The sequence below is a fragment of the Labrys sedimenti genome (assembly GCF_034424805.1).
GTDB lineage: Bacteria > Pseudomonadota > Alphaproteobacteria > Rhizobiales > Labraceae > Labrys > Labrys sedimenti.
In genome coordinates, this window is record NZ_JAXOUF010000003.1 from 432373 (window position 1) to 453270 (window position 20898).

At 64.5% G+C, this 20898-nt stretch carries 18 protein-coding genes; 7 read left to right on the forward strand and 11 right to left on the reverse strand.

Translation table 11 applies throughout. The annotated features are described in order from the left end of the window. Nucleotides 1-119 precede the first annotated feature (119 nt). The 4 genes from U1R88_RS13620 to U1R88_RS13635 form a co-directional block, all read right to left on the reverse strand. Nucleotides 120-959: a carbohydrate ABC transporter permease gene (locus U1R88_RS13620; RefSeq protein ID WP_322431703.1), complete on the reverse strand. Its 840-nt coding sequence runs from the start codon at nt 957-959 to the stop codon at nt 120-122. Continuing rightward, nucleotides 956-1834: a carbohydrate ABC transporter permease gene (locus U1R88_RS13625; protein ID WP_322431704.1), complete on the reverse strand. Its 879-nt coding sequence runs from the start codon at nt 1832-1834 to the stop codon at nt 956-958. Before U1R88_RS13625 ends, U1R88_RS13620 begins: the two co-directional genes overlap by 4 nt. A 263-nt stretch (nt 1835-2097) precedes the next feature. Further along, nucleotides 2098-3366: an ABC transporter substrate-binding protein gene (locus U1R88_RS13630; RefSeq protein ID WP_322431705.1), complete on the reverse strand. Its 1269-nt coding sequence runs from the start codon at nt 3364-3366 to the stop codon at nt 2098-2100. 78 nt (nt 3367-3444) lie between these two features. After that, entirely contained in the window at nt 3445-4119 is a 675-nt protein-coding gene (locus U1R88_RS13635) for a GntR family transcriptional regulator (RefSeq protein ID WP_322431706.1), read from the reverse strand. A 248-nt stretch (nt 4120-4367) separates the two neighbouring features. Between U1R88_RS13635 and U1R88_RS13640 the strand changes: the two genes are divergently transcribed. Beyond that, the gene (locus U1R88_RS13640) at nt 4368-5468 is read left to right on the forward strand and encodes a hypothetical protein (protein WP_322431707.1); all 1101 of its coding nucleotides are present in this window, start codon (nt 4368-4370) and stop codon (nt 5466-5468) included. A gap of 77 nt (nt 5469-5545) precedes the next feature. Here the strand turns inward: U1R88_RS13640 and U1R88_RS13645 are convergent, their stop codons facing one another. Further along, complete coding sequence (locus U1R88_RS13645; protein ID WP_322431708.1) at nt 5546-5806, reverse strand: GlsB/YeaQ/YmgE family stress response membrane protein; 261 nt, start codon at nt 5804-5806, stop codon at nt 5546-5548. Nucleotides 5807-6033: 227 nt separating this feature from the next. Here U1R88_RS13645 and U1R88_RS13650 point away from each other — a divergent pair, with 227 nt between their 5' ends. Next, entirely contained in the window at nt 6034-6522 is a 489-nt protein-coding gene (locus U1R88_RS13650) for a YidB family protein (RefSeq protein ID WP_068297535.1), read from the forward strand. Between the two features lie 191 nt (nt 6523-6713). Beyond that, complete coding sequence (gene ahcY, locus U1R88_RS13655; RefSeq protein ID WP_322431709.1) at nt 6714-8114, forward strand: adenosylhomocysteinase; 1401 nt, start codon at nt 6714-6716, stop codon at nt 8112-8114. 87 nt (nt 8115-8201) lie between these two features. On the opposite strand, the gene U1R88_RS13660 is transcribed toward ahcY, so the two are convergent. Continuing rightward, nucleotides 8202-8942 (reverse strand): superoxide dismutase, encoded by a 741-nt coding sequence (locus U1R88_RS13660; RefSeq protein ID WP_322431938.1) that lies wholly within the window; start codon nt 8940-8942, stop codon nt 8202-8204. A gap of 229 nt (nt 8943-9171) precedes the next feature. On the opposite strand from U1R88_RS13660, the gene U1R88_RS13665 reads away from it, so the two are divergent. Beyond that, a complete protein-coding gene (locus tag U1R88_RS13665) occupies nt 9172-9582 on the forward strand; it encodes an OsmC family protein (RefSeq protein WP_322431710.1) in 411 nt (136 codons plus the stop codon). A 129-nt stretch (nt 9583-9711) separates the two neighbouring features. After that, nucleotides 9712-10842: a lysozyme inhibitor LprI family protein gene (locus U1R88_RS13670; RefSeq protein ID WP_322431711.1), complete on the forward strand. Its 1131-nt coding sequence runs from the start codon at nt 9712-9714 to the stop codon at nt 10840-10842. A 68-nt stretch (nt 10843-10910) separates the two neighbouring features. Here the strand turns inward: U1R88_RS13670 and U1R88_RS13675 are convergent, their stop codons facing one another. The 5 genes from U1R88_RS13675 to U1R88_RS13695 form a co-directional block, all read right to left on the reverse strand. Beyond that, nucleotides 10911-11612 (reverse strand): ABC transporter ATP-binding protein, encoded by a 702-nt coding sequence (locus tag U1R88_RS13675; RefSeq protein ID WP_322431712.1) that lies wholly within the window; start codon nt 11610-11612, stop codon nt 10911-10913. Beyond that, complete coding sequence (locus U1R88_RS13680) at nt 11609-12487, reverse strand: ABC transporter ATP-binding protein (protein WP_322431713.1); 879 nt, start codon at nt 12485-12487, stop codon at nt 11609-11611. Before U1R88_RS13680 ends, U1R88_RS13675 begins: the two co-directional genes overlap by 4 nt. Continuing rightward, nucleotides 12480-13316 (reverse strand): ABC transporter permease, encoded by an 837-nt coding sequence (locus tag U1R88_RS13685; RefSeq protein WP_322431714.1) that lies wholly within the window; start codon nt 13314-13316, stop codon nt 12480-12482. Before U1R88_RS13685 ends, U1R88_RS13680 begins: the two co-directional genes overlap by 8 nt. Then, nucleotides 13316-14374 (reverse strand): ABC transporter permease, encoded by a 1059-nt coding sequence (locus U1R88_RS13690; protein ID WP_322431715.1) that lies wholly within the window; start codon nt 14372-14374, stop codon nt 13316-13318. Before U1R88_RS13690 ends, U1R88_RS13685 begins: the two co-directional genes overlap by 1 nt. Before the next feature lie 95 nt (nt 14375-14469). Next, nucleotides 14470-16056: an ABC transporter substrate-binding protein gene (locus U1R88_RS13695; protein WP_425545422.1), complete on the reverse strand. Its 1587-nt coding sequence runs from the start codon at nt 16054-16056 to the stop codon at nt 14470-14472. A gap of 363 nt (nt 16057-16419) precedes the next feature. Here U1R88_RS13695 and U1R88_RS13700 point away from each other — a divergent pair, with 363 nt between their 5' ends. Further along, a complete protein-coding gene (locus tag U1R88_RS13700) occupies nt 16420-17667 on the forward strand; it encodes an efflux RND transporter periplasmic adaptor subunit (protein ID WP_322431716.1) in 1248 nt (415 codons plus the stop codon). Between the two features lie 17 nt (nt 17668-17684). Next, nucleotides 17685-20879: an efflux RND transporter permease subunit gene (locus tag U1R88_RS13705; protein WP_322431717.1), complete on the forward strand. Its 3195-nt coding sequence runs from the start codon at nt 17685-17687 to the stop codon at nt 20877-20879. Nucleotides 20880-20898: the final 19 nt, after the last annotated feature.

A 20898-nucleotide genomic window follows, 5' to 3' on the forward strand; every position in this document is an offset into this window, starting at 1 on the left:
CGCATCAATTCGCAGTTCCCAGAAGCAAAGCGCGTTTTAGCGAAAACGCACTTTTGCTCTGGCTCTTTGTTCGAACGCGTCTTTGCGATTCTTGGTGATTCGGTCGGCATCGCAAAACGCTATAGAGCGAGGCCGCGGACGAAATGCTTCTGCAGCATGAGGAACAGGATCAGGGTCGGCAGCGAGACGATCAGGGTCGCGGTGATGATGGTCGGCGCGTCGGCCTGGCCATAGAGGCTCTGCATGCCGAGCAAGGCGACCTGGACCGGGCGGGCGTCGGGAGAGCGCACCAGGATCATGCCGAAGAGCAGGTCATTCCACACCCAGGTGAACTGCACCAAAGTGAGCATCAGGAAGGGCGCCTTGGCCAGCGGCATCATGATCTTCCAGAACACTTCCCAGCTCGAGGCGCCATCCATCTCGGCCGCCTCCTGGATGTCCCAGGGCACGGTGAGGAAGAAGCCGCGCATCACGAAAGTGGCGAAGGGGATGCAGATCGCAGTGTAGAAGGCGAACAGGCCGAGCTTGGTGTCGTAGAGTCCAAGGGCGATATAGCTCTTGAACAGCGGGATCAGATACATCTGCAGCGGGAAGATCGTGCCCGAATAGATGAACAGGAACCAGGCGAGCCCCCGCGGCAGCTTCAGCCTGACGATGCCATAGGCGGCGAAGGCGGCGAGCAGCACGGCGGTGAGGGAACTTGCCGCCCCATAGAGCAGCGAGTTGATGAAGCCCCCCTGGATACCCTGCGCCCAGGCATTGGCGATGTTGCCGAGGAGATTGAAGCTGGTCGGCAGCTTGAGCGGGCCGCGGGTATAGTCGGTGGCCGTCTTGAGCGTGTTCATCAGAAGGAAGGCCATCGGCGAAAGCCAGACCAGCGTCACCGCCAGCATGGCGCCCGAAAGCACGGTCTTCCTGAGGTCGCGGGGTTCCGCCGCGGTCGCGCGCTGCCGGCTCATACCTGGCTTTCCCGTGCGAGCATGTTGCGCAGATAGAGATAGGAAAACACCAGCGAGAGCGCCGAGATCACCATGGCCACGGCCGAGGCGTAGCCCATCTTGAAATTGGCAAAACCCTCCTTGTACATGGTCACCGCCAGGGTCTCCGACATGCGGGCCGGCCCGCCGCCGGTCATCACCCAGATGGTGTCGAAGACCTTGAAGGAGTTGATCACCGCCAGCAGCGAGGCGATCACCACATAGGGCATCAGCATGGGGATGATGATCCTGGTGGCGAGCACGAAGCCGGCTGCGCCGTCGAGCGTGGCCGCCTCGACTGGCTCCTTCGGCAGGTTCTGCAGGCCGACCAGGAAGATCATCACATTGATCCCGGTTGCCTGCCAGGTATAGGCGCCGATCATCGCATAGGTGTTGTAGGGCTGGACATAGAGCCAATTCACCTTGAGGGCCCCGAGGCCGATGGTGTCCAGGAGGATGTTGAGGGCCCCCTGGTCGCGCAGCACGAAGCCGAAGACGATGCCGGCAGCGGAGGCCGAGATGGTGGCGGGAATGTAGATGCAGATCTGCATCAGCTTCGCCCCCTTCAGCCCGGAAATGGCATAGGCGAAGAAGAAGCCGAGCCCGACCGGCAGCACCACGCCCAGCACCATCCATTTCAGCGTGTTGACGAAGGGGCGTGTGAAATTGGTATCCGTCACCAGCTTGAAGAAGTTGGCGAGGCCGATGAAGGTCGGCGCGGTCATGCCGTTCCAGTCGGTGAAGGCGAGCAGGGTGGTGTAGAGCATCGGCAGGATCAGGAAGATACCCACCATCAATGCCGCCGGGGCGACATAGAGATAGGCTTCGCGCTGCTTTGGGTCGGACAGGGGAGGCATGATCGCTGCGTCGGGCTCCGGAAGTGCTTCAGAAAGCCTTCTCCACGCAGTGGGGAAGGTGTCATTTCGAAGAAATGACGGATGGGGGGTGGTGGGCAGCTCGAAACCCCGGAAGGCTGGCAGGATGGTTGTGCAATCGGGTTGCGATCGGCGCATTGCCCGCTTCACCCCATCCGACCCGGCTTCGCCGGGCCACCTTCCCCGCTTCGCGGAGAAGGCAAGTTGTGCTTCGTCTTACTGTTGAGCAGATGCTGCGAGCGACCTCACGGCTTGGGATGGGCAGCCCAGTAGTCGTCCGCGATCTTCTGCAGGTTCTGCATCACCTCCGGAGCGGAATTCGGGTCGAGCACGAATTTGGAGATCTCGTCGACGGCCGCCTCGGCGATCGGTGAGGGGGTGGTTTCCCAATAGCGGCCGAGCAGCTTGTAGTGGTCCTTGGCCACCACATCGTTCAGCTTCGCCACCTCCTTGTCATCAGGCAGCTTGGCATCGTTGTTGGCGACGAGGAAGCCGGTGAGGTCGGCCCAGCGCTGCTCGCCTGCCTTGCTCATCCAATAGGTGGCTGATTTCACCGCCGTGTCATGCGTGTCGGAATTCTTCGACACCAGCAGCGGTCCCGCCTCGAAGATCACGCTCGGCGGCAGGCTGGCATTCTTGTTGGGCAGCACGAACAGGCCCCAGTCGCGCCCTTCGATGGTGCCGGCCTTGGTGACTGTGTCGGCGAACCAGGTGCCGACCAGCATGTGAACGACCTTCCCCTGCGCAAAGGAGTTGTTCATGCTGTCGCCGGTGGTGAAACCGAAAGGCGAGGTGCCGTCGTCCATCCAGCCCTTGGCCATCCAGTCCTTCCAGGTGGCGAAGGCCGCCGCGACCTGGGGATCGGTATATTTGGCCTTACCGGCCATCAGCTTGACGTAGAAATCCGGATCGGACCGTACTAGGAATTCCGAGAACCAGATGAAGGCCGGCCAGCGCCCCTCGATGGTCTGGCCGATCGGCACCTTGCCGGCAGCCTTGATCTTGGCGAGGTTGCCTTCCAGCTCGTCCCAGGTCTTGGGAACCTGCAGGCCGAGCTCCTTGTAGACGTTCTTGTTGTAGAACATCGCCCAATAGGCGACGTTGTTGGGAACGGCATAGATCTTGCCGTCGAAGGAGAAGGCATCGGCGACTTCCTGTTTGACCTTGCCCTCGGCCAGCAACGGCTTCCAGATCGCGGTCAAATCTTCCAGAAGGCCTGCCTCCACCAGATCCTTCATGCGGTAGCCGGACCACCAGGTGAACATGCCGGGCGCCGAGGAGGTCGGCAGGGCCGCCCTGACCGCCGCCTGGTAGTTGGTGGTGTCGCCGAAGGGCGTGACCTGCCAGCTCGCGGTGGGGTCATCCTTGCCATAGGCCTCGAAATTGGCCTGCCAGCCGGCCTTGTCGTGCGACACCGTCAGTTGCGGCTTGTCGGCGGCGTGGCTCACCGGGGCCGACAAACCCGCGGCAAGCAGGCCGGCAACGGCCGCTGCACGTAACTTCGTCAAGATCATGGGGTTCCCTCCTGCCTGCGGTCGTTGCCGCAGCCTTGGCTTTGTCGTTGTGACGGCCGCCTTTGCGACGGCTCTGGTTCACGGCGTGCGCGTGACGAAACTGTCGAGCGCCTGCAAAATCGTGCGCAGATGGTTGCGCATGGCGATGGCGGTGGCGTCCTCGTCCCCGGCGGCGAGGCCGGCAAGGATGTCGCGATGTTCGGCGATGATGGCTTCCGAGCGGTTCGGCCAGTTCACGGTGACGAAGCGCAGGCGGTTGAGATGGGCCTTCATGTCCTCCAGCTCGTCCGCGGCGGCAAGGCAGTCGACCGTTGCGAAAATGCGGCGATGGAAGGCTTCGTCCAATTCGTAGAAGCGGCGCACGTCCTTGCGCCCCGCCGCGAATTCCTGTTCGTCGACGATGCCCGCGAGCGCGTCGAGATCGGCCTGGTTCGCCACCTGGCATGCCCTGCGGCTGACTTCCACCTCCACGACCTCCCGGATCAGCTGGGCAGCCTTGACCTTCTCCACCCGGATCGGCGCGACCACGGTGCCGCTCTGCGGAAAGATCTCGACCAGGCCGAGATTGGCGAGGCGCAGCAAGGCCTCGCGCACCGGCGTGCGCGACACGGAGAGGCTGGCGGCGATATCGGCCTCGCGGATCGGCTGCTGTGGTCTGAGCACGCCGAGGACGATGTCGCTGCGCAGCATTTCGTAGACATTGGTCGCCGTGGAGCGCGGCCTCACATTCGCATGTCGCAGCGTGTCCAGCATGATGGGTGGCTCCGATGATTGCTCCCTGCGGCGTCGATTAATATATTAGTGCATTTATATTGTTGCAAGCGCCTTCTTCGCCTTGGTCGAGGGCCCCGGCGAAGAAGACGAGGCAACCGGAGCGGCTGTTTGTGGCATTCGCCGGCCTGTTGCGTCTGTCCGCTTTTGGATCATACTGGAGCCACGGGAAGCCTATCTTATTGTTTTGACACGAATAAAAATCAGACGATTCAGGGGAGATGCAGTCGATGGCCGCCGATGAGGAGTTTGTCACGATCGAGGCGCGCGGCATCCGTGCGACACTGGATCTTGCGGTCGGGCATATCCGGGAACTCGTCGTGGAGCGGGACGGCCGCAAGGTCGCACCGCTGCACCGTGCCCCCTGGCTGGAGGAGGCGCATGCCGCCGACACGCCGGCCCATCTGCAGCGCCTGGCGGGTGATTTCCTCTGCGCTCCTTTTGGCCTGAGCGATGTCGATGGCTCACCGGCCCATGGCTGGCCGGCCAATTCGGCCTGGAAGCACCTGGAGACCCGCGCGGTCGATGGCGGGCGCCAGGCCCGTTTCGAACTGGAAAAGCGGGTGATGGGCGCGCGCGTCGTCAAGGAACTCACCCTGCGCGACGACAATCCCTTCCTCTATCAGCGCCATCTGTTCCAGGGAGGCGAGGGCGCCGTCTCCGTCGGCCTGCACATGATGGTGTCGCTGCCACAGGGCGGCCATCTGAGCTTTTCGCCCAAGCGTTTCATCGAGACATCGGCCGATCCGCTGGAGGCCGATCCGCTCAAGGGGCACTCGGCACTGGCCTATCCCGCGCGCTTCAATGATCTCAAGAAGGCTCCGCTTGCCGATGGCGGTACGGCCAATCTCAGCTGCTACCCGTTCGACCGCAACCACGAGGATTGCGTGATGATGCCCGAGGCGCCCGGCCGGGAGTTCGCTTGGGGCGCCGCGCTACGGCATCGCGAGGCGGATCTGGTGCTCAGCCTGAAGCGGCCGGAAGACTTCCCCTCCACCCTGCTGTGGATGAGCAATGGCGGCCGCTATTACAGCCCCTGGAACAGCCGCCATCGCGGCGTGCTCGGGCTGGAGGAAGTGCGGACCTATCTGTTGGCGGGCCACAAGGCGTCGATCGAGCCGAACGACTATAGCGAGCAGGGCATCCCGACCTCGATCAGCCTGACGCCGTCGGGCGAGATCGACTTGCGGCAGGTCATCGGCATCATGCCGGTACCGGCGGGCTGGGACCGAGTGACGGAGGTGGAGGTCCGCGGAAACCGGCTGGCAGTGCTGTCCGATGTCGGCGAATTCAGCGTGCCCTACGATCCGGACTTCGTGCTGCACCAATGAGAAAGCGGCCGCAACGACGCCGCCGCCTGAATGCGGTTGCTTCCTGGAAAAATTCGTCCGGTGTGACCGGCGGCCTGTCAGCGGCGGCGCATCAGGGCATTGTAGCCCACCAGCACCACGACAGCGCCGGCAAAGGCGACCAGAAGATTTTCGAGGATCCCCGAATTGGGGCCCATGCCGAGCAGCGCGCCGCCGATAAATTTGCCGACGACGGCGCCGACCAGGCCGATGACCAGATCCATGATCAGGCCGGCCCCCGATTTATTCACCACCTTGCTGGCGAGAAAGCCGGCAATGATGCCAACAACAATGGTCCAGATCCAACCTAAGTCGCCCATGAGCGCGTTCCTCCGCCGAATCGATAATCGTTTCCGAATTTGATCGGTGTTCGCATCGTAAGGACCTGCATTCTTTTGGCAAGAGCGAGGGGTGCCGTAACGAAATGGGTGCGCGGAAAAAATTTCACAAATGGGAATATTGTAAAACGCCTGCCATGGATGCCAGAATAGACTTCCTTGAGGTAAGCCGCAGGTGACGCGGCATCTCCCAGAAATAGGAGGCGCTTATGGGTTTTTTTGATAACGCGGTGAACGAAGCAGTTCCGGATAGTGGCAGCGGCTTGGCCAAGCCGCTCATTCTTGCCGCAGGTGCTCTGCTTCTGGCCAAATGGCTCGGTGGCGGCAGCAGCGACGCTCAGGCTGACACTCAGGCCTCCATCCCAGCGCCGGCCCCGGCTCCCGCACCGTCCGCACCGCAGGCGGATGCCTCCAGCGATGGCGGCCTGCTCGGCGGCCTTGGCGGTCTCCTCGAGAAGTTCCAGCAATCGGGCCACGGGGACGTGATCAATTCCTGGATCGGCGGCGGGCAGAACCAGCCGATCCAGCCGGGCCAGCTCGGCCAGGTCCTCGGCCAGGATACGCTGAATAACCTCGCCCAGAAGGCGGGCGTCAATCCCAACGACCTGCTCGGCCAGCTCGCGCAGCATTTGCCCGAGATCATCAACAAGCTGACGCCGAACGGGCGCATCCCCACGCGGGACGAACTCGGCCAGTAAGGCCGCTATTCGCCGGACCATGGCATCGGAAGAAGCAGGAGGGCGGGCGGTTGGGCCCGCCCTTTTTGCGTTGTGCCTGGCTGGGACCGAGGTGCCAGAACCCCCGTCACATAAAGAAATCCTTATATCCTTATTGCCGGGGAAGGCCGACTGTGCTAGACGCCCGCCATGTCAAATGCGGGAAGCATCGAATGAGCACGCAAGATTATATCGTCAAGGATATGGGTCTGGCCGCCTGGGGCCGTAAGGAAATCGAGATCGCCGAGAGCGAAATGCCGGGCCTGATGGCCACGCGCGCCGAATATGGCCCGCGCCAGGTGCTCAAGGGCGCCCGCATCGCCGGTTCGCTGCACATGACCATCCAGACGGCCGTGCTGATCGAGACCTTGCAGGCTCTCGGCGCCGATGTGCGCTGGGCGTCCTGCAACATCTACTCCACCCAGGACCATGCCGCCGCCGCCATCGCTGCCGCCGGCACCCCGGTCTTCGCCATCAAGGGTGAGAGCCTGGAAGACTACTGGGAATACACCCACAAGATCTTCGAATGGGCCGATGGCGGCACGCCGAACCTGATCCTCGACGATGGCGGCGACGCCACCATGCTGATGCATCTGGGCCTGCGCGCCGAGAAGGGCGATACCGCCTTCCTCGACGGCGCCACCAATGAAGAAGAGGAGGTCCTCTTCGCTGCCATCAAGAAGCGCCTTACCACGCATCCGGGCTGGTACACCAAGAATGCGCTCGCCATCGGCGGCGTGACCGAGGAAACCACCACGGGCGTGCATCGCCTCTACGAGATGGCCAAGAAAGGCACGCTGCTCTTCCCCGCCATCAACGTGAACGATTCGGTGACCAAGTCGAAGTTCGACAACCTCTATGGCTGCCGCGAATCGCTGGTGGACGGCATCCGCCGCGGCACCGACGTGATGATGGCCGGCAAGATCGCCATGGTCGCCGGCTTCGGCGACGTCGGCAAGGGCTCGGCGGCCTCGCTGCGCAATGCCGGCTGCCGCGTGCTGGTTTCGGAAGTCGATCCGATCTGCGCCCTGCAGGCCGCGATGGAAGGCTATGAAGTCGTCACCATGGAGCAGGCTGCTCCCCGCGCCGACATCTTCGTGACCGCTACCGGCAATGTCGATGTCATCACGCTCGACCATATGCGCGCCATGAAGGATCGCGCCATCGTCTGCAACATCGGTCACTTCGATTCGGAGATCCAGGTCGCCGGCCTGCGCAACCTGAAGTGGACCAATGTGAAGCCGCAGGTCGACGAGATCCAGTTCGCCGACGGCCATCGCATCATCCTCCTGTCCGAGGGACGCCTGGTCAATCTGGGCAATGCCACCGGCCATCCCTCCTTCGTGATGTCGGCCTCCTTCACCAACCAGACGCTGGCTCAGATCGAGCTGTGGACCAACCCCGGCCAGTACGGCAAGCAGGTCTACACGCTGCCCAAGCATCTGGACGAGAAGGTCGCCTCGCTCCACCTCGCCAAGGTCGGCGCCACCCTGACCAAGCTCACGGACAAGCAGTCGTCCTATATCGGCGTGGACCAGAACGGCCCGTTCAAGCCGGAACTCTATCGCTACTGAGTTCGTTCGAGGCGTTTGCGTTTCAGCCCTTCCCGCAGCTGCGGGAAGGGCTTTTTGTTGCCTGTGCTCTCACATCCGCCGCAAGCGTCAGATCACCAGCTTGCCCTGCTTGGCAAGCGCGTAGCGTTCGCCGATCTTGTGCCAGTCGACCACCTTCCACCAGGCCTTGAGATAATCCGGCCGACGGTTGCGGTAGGTCAGGTAATAGGCGTGCTCCCAGACGTCGTTGCCGAACAGCACGCGCTTGCCGTCCATCAGCGGCGTATCCTGGTTGGGCCTGCTGTCGAGGGCGAGCTTGCCCTCGCTCGTCACAGTGACGAACACCCAGCCCGAACCGAAGACCTTGGCACCGGCGGCACCGAAGGCTTCCTGCAGCTTGGCGACGCCGCCGAAATCACGCTCGATGGCGGCGAGCACTTCGCCTGCGGGCTCGCCGCCCTTGGCGCCCATGATCTGCCAGAACATGGTGTGGTTGACATGGCCGCCGAGATTGTTGCGCACTGCCTGGCGGACGGACTGCGGAACCTTGTCCAGGCCAGCGAGGATATCGGGGTAGCTGAGGTCCGCCAGCGAGGGTTCCTGCTTCAGGGCCGCGTTGAAATTGCTGACATAGGCCTGATGGTGCTTGTCGTGATGCAGCGTCATGGTCTCGGCATCGATGGTCGGTGCCAGTGCCGCGGCTTCATAGGGCAGGGGCGGCAGTTCGGCGGGGCCTTTCGGGCCTGCGGATTCCGAGGCGGCCGCGCGGGCGGGCGCGGCTCCAGCGCTGGCAGCCAGGGCAATGCCTGTCGCGGAGGCGAGGAGGGTGCGACGGTTCAGCATGGTCATGGTCATTGAAAACGTCTCCGGCCTGTTGGATGAAGAAGCATGAGCAATGGGGTGGGTGCCTGTGGCCACGCGCTACGGGCGTCGCCCAGGCTAGAGTGGTAATTTGGTGGCACCGTGACCGAAAGGCGGACACGCGCTGCCGGCGCCGTGGACAGGAAGCGGCCGGAGCGGGCCGGATCTTCCTGCCGAAAGCGGGAATTTACCTGCTTGGGCCATAAGGGAGAACGGCATGTCGGTTGCAAAAGTGAAACCGAGGCAGACGGGAGCAACGGCCGTGCTGTCCCGCCTGGGACACCCTCTGGTGACGTCGGCCACGGGCGGGGAGATCGGCGTGGTCACCCGTCCCTCGGAGGCCGGCTTCAATCCGCTCGACCTGCTCTATGCCTCGCTGTCGGCCTGCCTCGTGCTCAGCGCCCGCATCGCCGCCAGCAATCTCGGCGTGCTCGACAGGCTCGGCGAGGTCCGTGCCGAGGTCAAGGGCGAGAAGGCGGCGGACGAACCCTCGCGCATCGCGCGTTTCCATGTCACGATCGAGGTCACTGGCGATTTCGACGAGGCGACGAAGGCGGCGATCATTGTCGATGCGGAGCGGATCTGCACCGTCAGCAACACGCTCAAGGGCAATCCGAGCCTGGACTGAGCTTCGGCGTGCCATCCGTACATTTCGGCATGGATCTGCCGGTTTGTGCCGAGAACGCCGGTCAAAGGCGATGGCCGGACAGGCCTCGCCCCCTATAGCCTCTCGCCATTCCCTTTGAGAGTGTCGGCGATGCGCTATTTCGGTTTTCTGATCCTTTCGATCCTGCTCGCGGCCGCGCAGCCGGCTTTTGCGCAGGATAGTTCCTGCGCCAGGCCCGGGGAGTCCGGGATAGAGGGCCTCGAAAATCTGCTGCGGGAGCAGAAGAGCTGCAGGGCGGCGACGGCGTTGCTGCGCGAATGCCGCTGGGGCTCCAGTGCGGATACCGGATTCAGCGCCATTGTCGTCTCCATCTGCGAAAAGGAGTTTTACCCGCGGCTCTCCAAGGCGGATCAGATCGATTATGGCGAGCGCATGCAGCTATGCGCCTACCGTTATGCCGGCCAGCAGGGCACGCTCTATATGTCGATGGCGGCGACGTGCCAGAGCGAGGTGGCGGAGCGCTTTGCCGATCCGAACGCCGCGCGCGAGCCGCTTGGCCGGGCGAGTTTCAACTGTAGCGAGGCGGACACGGCGCTGGAGAAGGCGATTTGTTCAGACCGGAAATTGGGACGGGCCGATCTCGTCCTGGCACAGAGCTATCGCGAGGCGGTCGCGAGCCTGGAGGCAGACCGGCAGACCCGCGGTGCCCTCATTGCCGATCAGCGTCGCTGGCTCGACCGTGTCGCCCGGAAATGCGACCTTGCCGATGGCAGCGGACCGTTTTCCGCCAAGAGCCTTGCCTGTGTCCGTGGCGCCTTCGAGCAACGCTTTGCCTTGCTCGACAGCTGCGGTGAGGCAGGCATCACTGTCGATTGCCTGGCCGAGACGGCCGACGGCGCCGCCGATGCGGCGGGCTCGGCACGGCGGGCGAGTTTCGATTGCGACAAACCCTCCACGCCACTGGAAATCGCCATCTGCGCCGACGCGGACCTCGGGCAGGCGGACATCAAGCTCGCTGCCATCTACGAAAAGGTGAGGAAGATTACGGCCGGCGAGCCGGACAGGAAGCTTCTGGTCGAAAGCCAGCGCTCATGGTTCGCCTTCGTACAGGGAACCTGCCCACTCGGTGCGGTCGGCGGCATTCCACCGGTGCTGGGGCGTGCTTGCGTGCGTTCCGCTTTCGAACTGCGCGGGAAACAGCTCACGGCTTGCCTATCGAAGCCGGACATCGAGCGCAAAGCCTGCCTCGATGATTTCAAGATCCTCGAAGACAAGAAGTAGTCTTTGGAGCGTTGTCCAGAAAGGCTGGCGCACGGCCGGGCCTCTATGCGCGACCGCATCGCTTCGCGTCAGCCGCGCGCAAGATCCTGCCGGTCGAGCAGCACCTCGATCCGGCCGTCCGCCATCCGCGCCGCCCTGTCGCACATATGGCCGATCACGTCGGGGTCGTGGCTCACCAGCACCAGTGTCATGCCGTGGCGGCGCTTGAGGTCGTTGAGCAGATTGAGGATGCCGGCCTGCACCGAGATGTCGAGCGCCGAGGTCGGCTCGTCGAGCAGCAGCAGGCGGGGCTCGAGCAGCAGCGCCCGGGCGATCGCCACGCGCTGGCGCTGGCCGCCGGAGAGCTGGTGCGGATAGCGTCCCGCGATCTCGGCGGCGAGGCCGACATCGGCGAGGCTGGCCCTGACACGACCGGCAATATCGGTCTCTCCTCGTATTTCCAGCGGTTCGCCGAGCATGCGCCCGATCGTGTGGCGCGGATGCAGCGAGGCATAGGGATCCTGGAACACCATCTGGATGTCACGCCTCAGGGCGCCCTCGATGACGCGCCCCGGCCGCAGGGAATGCCCGAATACCGCAATAGCGCCCTGCCAGTTCAGGTTCAGTCCGGCAAGGACGCGCAGCACCGTGCTCTTGCCGCAGCCCGACGGTCCGACCAGCCCGAAGGTCTCGCCGGGCTCTACGGCAAAGCTCACACCGCGCACGGCGGCAAAGCTGCGGCCGCGGCGCTGGAAGCTGACCTCCAGATTGTCGATCAACAGCGCCGTCATGGCCGTGCATCCCCCGGGTAAGGCGCTTGCGGGGTGTCGGGAGTGGGCAGGCGGGTGCCGTAGGTCGCTGCCGAGGGGCGGGCTTGCCACAGGCCGCGCGTATAGGGATGGCTTGCCTGGGCGAGCTCATTGGCCGGGAGAGCATCGACGATCGAGCCCTGGCGCATCACCAGGACGCGGTCGGCAAAGCGGGAAACCTGCTGCAAGTCGTGGCTGATCAGGAGCAGGCCCATGCCGCGTTCGCGTGCCAGCCGCTCCAGCAATCCGAGGATCTGATCGCGCACGACATGGTCGAGCGCGGAAGTCGGTTCGTCGGCAATCAGCAGCTCCGGCTCGCCGATCAGCATGGCGGCGATCATCACGCGCTGGCCCATGCCACCGGAAAGTTCGGCCGGCAGGCTGCCATAGACACGCTCGGGATCGTCGAGGCCTACCTGTTCGAGCAGGGCGAGAGCCTTTCGTCGCCGTTCGGCCTTGGGCAGGCGGCCATGCAGCAGCAGGACCTCCTCCACCTGGCGACCGACACGGTGAGCCGGATTGAGCGAGAATTTCGGATCCTGCAGCACCAGGCCGATGCGCCGGCCGCGCAGGCGCTGCCAACCCCGGGCGTCGAGACCGGCGAGGTCGGTCTCGCCCAGCCGCAGGCCGGTTGCCCGCGCCGCGAGGCTGGTGGGCAGCAGGCCCATGATCGCCCGCGCGGTGAGCGACTTGCCTGAGCCGGATTCGCCGACGATCGCCACTTTCTCGCGCCCGACCGTGAAAGAGATGCCGTGCACGAGCTGGCGAGGTACCGCTTCGCGGCCTTCCTTGCCCTCGACTGTCTTGTCCTTGGTCTCGACCACCAGGTCCTCGACCTGCAGCAGCGTATCAGTCATGGCGCGGATCCAGGATGTCGCGCAAGCCGTCCCCCAGCAGGTTCAGGGCCAGGCTGGTGATGAAGATGGCAAGGCCCGGCGCGGCGGCGATCCACCACTGGTCGAAGATCACCTTGGTACCATCAGCCACCATCGAGCCCCATTCGGCCATGGGCGGGCGCACGCCGAGGCCGAGGAAACCCAGGCCGGCGGCGGCCAGGATGATGCCGGCGAGGTCGAGGGCCAGCCGGATGATGGCCGAGGGCAGCACGAGCGGCAGCACATGGCCGAGAAGCAGGCGCGGCCCCCTGATGCCGACCATGGACGCGGCGGCGAGATAGTCGCTGCGGGCCAGGGCAGCGGTTTCAACCCGGGCGAGCCGGGCATAGGCAGGCCAGCTCGTCAGGGCCAAGGCGAGAGCGCCATTGACCAGGCCAGGGCCGAGGATGGCAACGAAGGCGAAGGCCAGTACCAGGCGCGGGAAGGACATCACGATGTCGGTCAGGCGCATCAGCACCCGCTCGGTGAGGCCGCCGAAGAAGCCGGCGACCAGCCCGACGGCTACGCCGAGCGGAGCCATCAGCACGGTGACCAGGACGATCAGCAGCAGGGTCGGCTGCGCGCCGTAGATCAGGCGCGAAAGCAGGTCGCGCCCGAAGCCGTCCGTGCCGAGCCAGTGCTGCCGGGATGGGGCGGCGAGACGGATGGCGCTGTCCTGCAGGTTGGGGTCGTAGGGGGCGATCAGCGGGGCCGCCAGCGCCATGAAGACGAGCAGGACGAGCACGCTCGCCCCGATTAGGGCGGATGGCGAACGGCGCAGGGCCGGCAGGGCGGTGACAAGGAAGGCCATCAGCCGCGCTCCGCCAATGCGGCCGGATCGATGCGGGTGACGATCAGGTCGGTGAGGCTGTTAAGCAGCACGAAGGCCATGCCGATCGCCAGGGTCGAGCCGAGGATGGCGGCGGTGTCGCCGGCGAACATGGCGACGGTGAGATAGCGTCCGATGCCGGGCCAGGCGAATACCGTCTCGGTCAGCACCGCGCCCTCGAGCAGGCTGGCATAGGCGAGGGCGACCACGGTGATCAGAGTGCCCGCCACATTGGGCAGGATATGGACCAGCACCACGCGCAGGGGCCCCGCTCCCTTGGCGCGGGCGGTGAGCACATATTCCCTGGAAAGCTGTTCGAGAATGGCGGCACGCGTCAGCCTCGAAATGCCGGCCATCGCATAGAGGGCCAGCACTGCCGTCGGCAAAACGAGATGGGCGAGGGCACTGCGCAGGGCGCCTGGCGTCCCGGCAAGCCAGGCATCGATCAGCGCGAAGCCGGTGACGGGTTTCATGGTGTATTGGAACACGATGTCGAGGCGCCCCGGTCCCGGCGCCCAATGCAGCCTGGCATAGAACAGCAGTAGGAAGATCAGGCCGAGCCAGAAGATCGGCGTCGAATAGCCGATCAGCGACAACAGGCGGGCAACATTGTCGAGCAGGCCGCGCGGCCGCAGCGCTGCCAGGATGCCGAGCGCCAGGCCGAGTGTGGCGCCGATCAGCGCCGCGGCGGTGGCCAGTTCGAGCGTCGCGGTGAAGGTGCGCAGGATGTCGGAGCGGACGGGCTGGCCCGTCGAGGTGGCCATGCCGAGATCGCCTTGGACGACATGCCCGAGATAGCGCAGGAACTGCATCACCAGCGGCTGGTCGAGCCCGAGTTCGCGGCGTGCGGCCTCGTAGCTCGACTGGCTGGCGTGATCCCCGACCTGCTGCAGGGCAGGATCGATGCTGGAGAGTCTGGTCAGGATGAAGGTGACGACGATCAGGCCGAACAACGTCAGAACGACGGACAGCAGCCAGCGCAGCACCCTGAGCACCGGGCGGAGGAAGGGCCTGGCGCCCGGCGTTTCATCAGCTTGCATCGTCAGTCCTGGAAGTGGCGCGAATGCGAAGCCCCGGCGCCACGAGGGAGAAGGCCGTCTCGTCCCAATCTCGACGATTGGAACGAGACATCAAGTCACTTCTCGACCTGATCGTAATAAACCTGATCGGCGTTGAGGCCCTGGGCATAGCCCTTGACCGCCTTGCTGAGCACAACCTGGTCGCTGCCCTGGAACATCAGCACATAGGGCGAGCTCTTCTGGAGCTTGCGCTGCAGGTCCTCGTAGAGGGCGGCGCGCTTGGCCGGATCCTGTTCCTTCACGGCGGCGGCCGTCTCGTCGCTGAGTTCGGGGATCAACCATCCCGCCTGCTGGGCGACAGTTTTGTGCTTGTTGTCGCGGTTCACCGCGAAGGCACTGGCATTGGAATGCGGGTCGAAATAGTCCGGAATCCAGTAGCGCAGCGTGAATTCATACTGGCCCGAGCGGCCCTTGGCATAGATGTCGCTGGCGACGCCCGGCTGGATATCGAGCGTGAGGCCGGCCTGGCCGAAAGTCTGCTGCAGGGACTGCGCGATCTGCAGATAAGGTTCTTCGTTGAAGACGGGGAAGGCGATCTTGGTCGGGCCGATGCCGGCATCCGCCAGGATCTTCTTGGCCTTCTCGACATCGAGCTTGTAGGGATTGTCGTTGAGCGCGCCCGGGAAGCCGGCGGGGAGGAAGGCCTGGTGCACCTGCGACTGCCCGCGCAGCAGGTTCTTGGCGATACCCTCATAGTCGACGAGGTAGCGCGCGGCTTCCCAGAAGGCGGGATTGCCGAGGGCGGCATTGGCCTTGGTGTTGATCAGGAGATAGTCCGAGCGGGCCGACGGCACGGCGAGCACGTTGAGCTTGCCCTCCTTCTTGAGGGCGTCGATCTGGTCGGCACCCAGGCCGCGGGCGATATCGATGTCGCCCTGCTCGATCAGGAGACGGCGGGCGGCCGGGTCCGGCACATTGCGCAGGATCACGCCCTGCAGCTTGGGGGCGCCGCCCGGCGAGGTCGGGTTGGCATCCAGGACCAGCGCCTCATGCGCGGTATAGGTGTTGATCTTGAAGGCGCCGCTGCCGGCCGAGTGCGACTTCAGCCAGCTATTGCCGAAATCGCCGTTGGCCGCCTGCGGAGAGACAGTGGCTTCGTCAACGACGGAAGCGATCGGCGCAGTCAGGATGGCGAGCACGAAAGCGGGGCCGACATCGGCCTGCCAGCTCAGCTTGACCTTGCCGTCATCGGCCTTGGTCACGGACTTGTCGACATTCTCGGCGCTCCAGCCGAGTTCGTTGAGGATGAAGGCGGGCGACTTGTTAAGCTTCACCGCCCGCGAGAAGGAGAAGATCACGTCCTCAGGACGCACGGGGTTGCCCGAGGCGAATTTGGCATCCTTGGCCAGGGTGAAGACCAGGCTCTTGCCGTCGCTGCCGGCTTCCCAGGACGTGGCGAGCGCCGGCTCGATGCGAGTGCCGTCCTGCCGGTTCGACTGCACCAGGCGCTGGTAAAGGGCGTTGAAGGCCTGTACCGTCGTCAATTCGAAGCCCTCGGCGGGGTCGAAGCTGACGGCATCGTCGATCGACTGGCCGACCACCAGCAGGCCGGGTGGCGTTTCGGCCTGCGCTGCGGCCACCAGCATGGTCGACAGGCCGGCGGCCATCATGGCGATGCCGGCCCTGTTCCAGAACTTACCCATTTCACACCTCTTGACAGCCGAAACCTTTGGGGAATGCCCGGTTCCCGGCCTTTCAGCCGCGACGATTAGGCAAGCCGATTGCCATGGTCAACATCTTTCTATTAATCTTGTAGACTATTGGTTGCGGGCCCGAGCCAGCCTGAACCGTGATCACGAAATTTCGGTTCCTATACACGAAAACGTGTGCGCGCGGAGGCTCGTTGTGCCGGATGAGAAACAATGCGTTCACATACTCGCTGCAATTTGTACGCATTGATACATCGTAACACCCGTTTCCGGATATGGTCGGCAGCGGTGGGTATCGTCGTGAAAAAGGGGGAGGCCTCGCCTGCCCGGACCTAATGAAGATCTGATGGCGGCTCGATGAAGCGTCTTCTCAATTTCGTGCTTGTTCTCGTCCTGGTCGTCGGCCTGGCATGGTGGCAGCGTGCCAGCCTGGTGCCCTGGCTGGTGCAGACGGTGCCTTCCTCCAAGACTTTCATTGCCGCCCTTCCTGGCTTTGCCGATGCGTTGCATGCCCCCGAAGCGCCGCAGGCGGCTGGAACTGGCAAGTCTTCGCAGCGCAACGCCGCGCCCGTGCCGGTGGTGCTCGTCGAGGCGGTCGCCAAGCAGATGCCGATGGTGATCGATGCCGTCGGTACCGCCACGCCCTATGCCTCCATCCAGATCCGCACCCGCATCGACAACACCGCGGTGACGAGTGTTCGTGTCGCCGAAGGCGCCGAAGTCAAGCAGGGGGACATTCTCTTCACCCTGGACGATCGCGCCATCAAGGCGCAGATCGCCCAGATCCAGGCCCAGATCGCGCGCGACCAGGCCCAGATCGCCCAGGCCCAGATCGATCTTTCCCGCGCCAATGACCTGCTCGCCCGCAATGCCGGTGCGGCGACCACGCGCGATACGGCCGCCACCGCCCTCAAGGTCGGGCAGGCGCAGCTCCAGGCCGACCAGGCCTCGTTGGAAGCAGCCGAGGTAACCCTCGACTACACCGTGATCCGCGCACCCGTGCCCGGGCGCATCGGCTCGATCCCGGTCAAGCCCGGCTCGACGGTGCGCACCTCCGACACCGCCCCGCTCGCCACCGTGAACCAGCTCGACCCGGCCGTGGTGGCCTTCTCGATCCCGCAGTCGCGGCTGGCCGAGCTGCGCGAGGCGATGGCGAAGGGCCCGGTGCGCGTCGATGCCCTCACAGGCAACAACACGCTCACCGGCCAGGTGTCCTTCGTCGAGAACGCCATCGATGCCGCCACGGGCACCATCATGGTCAAGGCCGACATCCCCAATCCGCACGAGATCCTGTGGGGCGGCGCCTTCGTCAATGTGCAGGTCGTCCTGCCCAATGCCAGCCCGCAGGTGGTGGTTCCCGATGCCGCCGTCCAGCTCGGCCAAAAGGGAAGCTACGTCTTCGTGGTGAAAGATGGTAAAACAGCTGAGCTTCGGCCCGTGACCGTGGCACGCGTCGCAGGCGCCGATGCCGTGATCACCAAGGGCGTCGAGAGCGGCGAGCAGGTGGTGGTCGACGGGGTTCTGCGCCTGGTCGACGGCGCGCCGGTCGCCATCAATGCGGGGGCCAAGGAGAGCACCGCCGCCAATACCTCTGCCAAGAGCTGAAGCCGGGAGACAAGCCGTTGCTTTCGGAACTGTGCATCCGCCGCCCGGTCATGACCATCCTGTTGATGGTCTCCTTCATTGCGGCCGGCTGGTTCGGCTACCGGCAATTGCCGGTGGCGGCCGTGCCGCGCGTCGACTTCCCGACCATTTCGGTGACCGCCACCCTGCCGGGCGCGAGCCCCGAAACCATGGCTTCCTCGGTGGCCGCCATTCTCGAGAAGCAATTCTCGGCGATCTCCGGCATCTCGACGATGTCGTCGACCTCCTATCTGGGCTCGACGCAGATCGTGCTGCAGTTCGATCTCAACCGCAATGTCGACGGTGCGGCGCTGGACGTGCAGGCGGCAATCGCGACGGCACAGCGCCAACTGCCCAACGAGATGACGACGCCGCCGAGCTTCAGGAAGGTCAACCCGGCCGACCAGCCGGTGATCTTCATGGCGCTGACCTCTGACCAGGCCCGCACATCGGATATCGACCGCTTCGCCCAGTCCAACATCCAGCCGCTGCTGGCAACCCTGCCGGGCGTTGCCCAGGTCAATATCTGGGGTTCGCAGCAATACGCCGTGCGGGTCGAGGCGGACCTCGACCAGCTCACCGCGCGTGGCCTCACCCTCGACGATTTGCAAAAGGCCGTCGCCGCTGCCAATTCCAACACGCCGGTCGGTTCGACCAGCAATAACGGCCGCAACCTCATCCTCGATGCCACCGGCCCGATCCGCTACGCCAAGGGCTATATGCCGATCGTGGTGTCGTCCAGGAATGGCGCCCCTGTGCTGCTGCAGGATGTGGCGCGGGCGGTCGACAGCGTCGAGAACGACAAGACTGCGGCCTGGCGTAACGCGACCCGCGGCATCATCATCGCCATCCAGCGCCAGCCCGACGCCAACACGGTCGCCGTGGTCGACGCGGTCAAGAACACCCTGCCCAAGATCCGCGAGAGCCTGCCTGTGGGCGTCAGCCTCGACATGCTGCTGGACCGCTCCGTGCCGATCCGCGCCGCGGTTGAGGATGTCGAGTTCACGCTGGGCCTGTCGATCCTGCTGGTCATCATGGTGATCTACTTCTTCCTGCGCAGTGCGCGGGCCACCTTGATTCCGGCCATCGCCCTGCCGATCTCGCTGATCGGCACCTTCGCGGGCATGTATGTGCTCGGTTTTTCGATCGACAACATCTCGCTGCTCGCCTTGACGCTGTGCGTCGGCTTCGTGGTCGACGACGCCATCGTCATGCTGGAGAACATCGTCCGCCACGTCGAACTGGGGCAGAAACCCTTTGCCGCGGCCCTGATCGGCTCGCGCGAAGTCGGCTTCACCATCCTGGCCATGACGTTGTCGTTGATCGCCGTGTTCATCCCGGTGATCTTCATGGGCGGCATCGTCGGGCGGATGTTCTCCGAATTCGGCTATGTGATGGCCATCGCCATCCTGATCTCGGGCGTGGTCTCGCTGACGCTGACGCCGATGCTGTGCTCGCGCCTGATCAAGGAGCATGCAGAGGAAAAGCGCCCGGGGCTGCTGCTGCGCCTGTTCGAGGCCGGTTTCAACTGGCTGACCAGGGGCTATGCCCTCACGGTGCGCTGGGCCGTCAATTCGCCCGGCTTCATGCTCACCGTCACGGCGGCGACCTTCGTCGTCACCGCCATCCTCTTCGTCAACATCCCCAAGGGCTTCTTCCCTCAGGAGGACATGGGCTTCGTTTCCGTCTCGACGGTGGGACCCGACGACGTCTCCTTCGAGGCCATGATGGCGCGCCAGCAGGCCGTCGTCACCGAATTGCGCAAGGATCCCGACGTCATCTCCATCCTGTCGAGCATCGGTGGCGGGGCGACCAGCCAGATCAGCTCCGGCTCCATGAACATCCAGCTGCGCGACAAGCCGGCCCGCACGGACCCGATCGACGTGGTGATCAAGCGCCTCTCCCAGGAAGCGGCGAAGGTGCCAGGCATCAACACCTATTTCCAGGCGGTGCAGTCGATCAATATCGGCGCCACCCGCTCGCGCAGCCAGTACCAATACGCGCTGATGTCGCCCGACGTCGACGAGCTCAGGGCCAATGCCCAGAAGCTGCAGGCGCGCATGGCCCAGATTCCGGGCATCACCGGCGTCAATTCCGACCTGCAGATCAAGGCGCGCGATGCCGTCGTCTCGATCGATCGCGACAATGCCGCCAAGCTCGGCGTCACCGTCGACCAGATCCGCTCCGCGCTCTACTCGGCCTATGGCACCAGCCAGGTCTCGACCATCTATGCGCCGGAGAATACCTATGAAGTGATCCTGGAGGCGAGCCAGGCCTATAGCTCGCCGCAGGACCTGATGCGCAAGCTCAATGTGCGCTCGAGCTCGGGGGTGCTGATCCCGCTCGACAGCGTGGCGCGAGTCGAGCAAAAGCCGTCGGCCGTCTCGCTCTCCCATATCGGCCAGCTGCCTTCGGTGACGATTTCCTTCAACCTCCAGCCCGGCGTCGCACTCAGCCAGGCGGTGGACGCCATCCAGCAGGCGACGGCGGAGCTCGACATTCCCAAGACGATCTCCACGCAATTCCAGGGCACGGCGCAGCAGTTCCAGGATTCCCTGGCCAGCATGCCGCTGCTGCTCTTCGCCGCGGTGCTGGTGGTCTATATCCTGCTCGGCATTCTTTATGAGAGCTTCATCCACCCGATCACCATCCTGTCGGGCCTGCCGACGGCCGGCATTGGGGCTCTTTTGACCCTGCAGATGTTCTCGATGGACCTGTCGATCATCGCCATGATCGGCCTGATCATGCTGATCGGCATCGTCAAGAAGAACGCCATCATGATGGTGGACTTCGCCGTGCAGCGCCGCTCGGCGGGCCTTTCCGCCAAGGAGGCCATCGTGGAGGCGGCGGTGTTGCGCTTCCGCCCGATCATGATGACCTCGCTCGCCGCCATCCTCGGCGCGCTGCCGATCGCCCTCGGCCATGGCGCCGGTGCCGAGCTGCGCCGGCCGCTCGGCGTCACCGTGGTCGGTGGCCTGATCGTGTCGCAGATGCTCACCCTCTACATCACGCCGGTGGTCTATCTCGCCCTCGACCGTGTCGCGGGCTGGTTCACCCGCAAGCCGGAAGACCTGCCGGCGCGCACCGACGACGTCCTGCCCGAACCCGAGCAGCACGACGTCAGGCCGTCCGCGCCGGGCGAGCCGGCCATCGCCGCGGAGAAGAAGCCCGGCCTGATGACCGCGGCGGAGTAACCCCTCGGGTGCGCGGACG

Bases quoted from the DNA above. Each gene is read 5' to 3' on its own strand.
- U1R88_RS13620 (WP_322431703.1), bottom strand. From the start codon at position 959: ATGAGCCGGCAGCGCGCGACCGCGGCGGAACCCCGCGACCTCAGGAAG.
- U1R88_RS13625 (WP_322431704.1), bottom strand. From the start codon at position 1,834: ATGCCTCCCCTGTCCGACCCAAAGCAGCGCGAAGCCTATCTCTATGTC.
- U1R88_RS13630 (WP_322431705.1), bottom strand. From the start codon at position 3,366: ATGATCTTGACGAAGTTACGTGCAGCGGCCGTTGCCGGCCTGCTTGCC.
- U1R88_RS13635 (WP_322431706.1), bottom strand. From the start codon at position 4,119: ATGCTGGACACGCTGCGACATGCGAATGTGAGGCCGCGCTCCACGGCG.
- U1R88_RS13640 (WP_322431707.1), top strand. From the start codon at position 4,368: ATGGCCGCCGATGAGGAGTTTGTCACGATCGAGGCGCGCGGCATCCGT.
- U1R88_RS13645 (WP_322431708.1), bottom strand. From the start codon at position 5,806: ATGGGCGACTTAGGTTGGATCTGGACCATTGTTGTTGGCATCATTGCC.
- U1R88_RS13650 (WP_068297535.1), top strand. From the start codon at position 6,034: ATGGGTTTTTTTGATAACGCGGTGAACGAAGCAGTTCCGGATAGTGGC.
- ahcY (WP_322431709.1), top strand. From the start codon at position 6,714: ATGAGCACGCAAGATTATATCGTCAAGGATATGGGTCTGGCCGCCTGG.
- U1R88_RS13660 (WP_322431938.1), bottom strand. From the start codon at position 8,942: ATGACCATGCTGAACCGTCGCACCCTCCTCGCCTCCGCGACAGGCATT.
- U1R88_RS13665 (WP_322431710.1), top strand. From the start codon at position 9,172: ATGTCGGTTGCAAAAGTGAAACCGAGGCAGACGGGAGCAACGGCCGTG.
- U1R88_RS13670 (WP_322431711.1), top strand. From the start codon at position 9,712: ATGCGCTATTTCGGTTTTCTGATCCTTTCGATCCTGCTCGCGGCCGCG.
- U1R88_RS13675 (WP_322431712.1), bottom strand. From the start codon at position 11,612: ATGACGGCGCTGTTGATCGACAATCTGGAGGTCAGCTTCCAGCGCCGC.
- U1R88_RS13680 (WP_322431713.1), bottom strand. From the start codon at position 12,487: ATGACTGATACGCTGCTGCAGGTCGAGGACCTGGTGGTCGAGACCAAG.
- U1R88_RS13685 (WP_322431714.1), bottom strand. From the start codon at position 13,316: ATGGCCTTCCTTGTCACCGCCCTGCCGGCCCTGCGCCGTTCGCCATCC.
- U1R88_RS13690 (WP_322431715.1), bottom strand. From the start codon at position 14,374: ATGCAAGCTGATGAAACGCCGGGCGCCAGGCCCTTCCTCCGCCCGGTG.
- U1R88_RS13695 (WP_425545422.1), bottom strand. From the start codon at position 16,056: ATGGGTAAGTTCTGGAACAGGGCCGGCATCGCCATGATGGCCGCCGGC.
- U1R88_RS13700 (WP_322431716.1), top strand. From the start codon at position 16,420: ATGAAGCGTCTTCTCAATTTCGTGCTTGTTCTCGTCCTGGTCGTCGGC.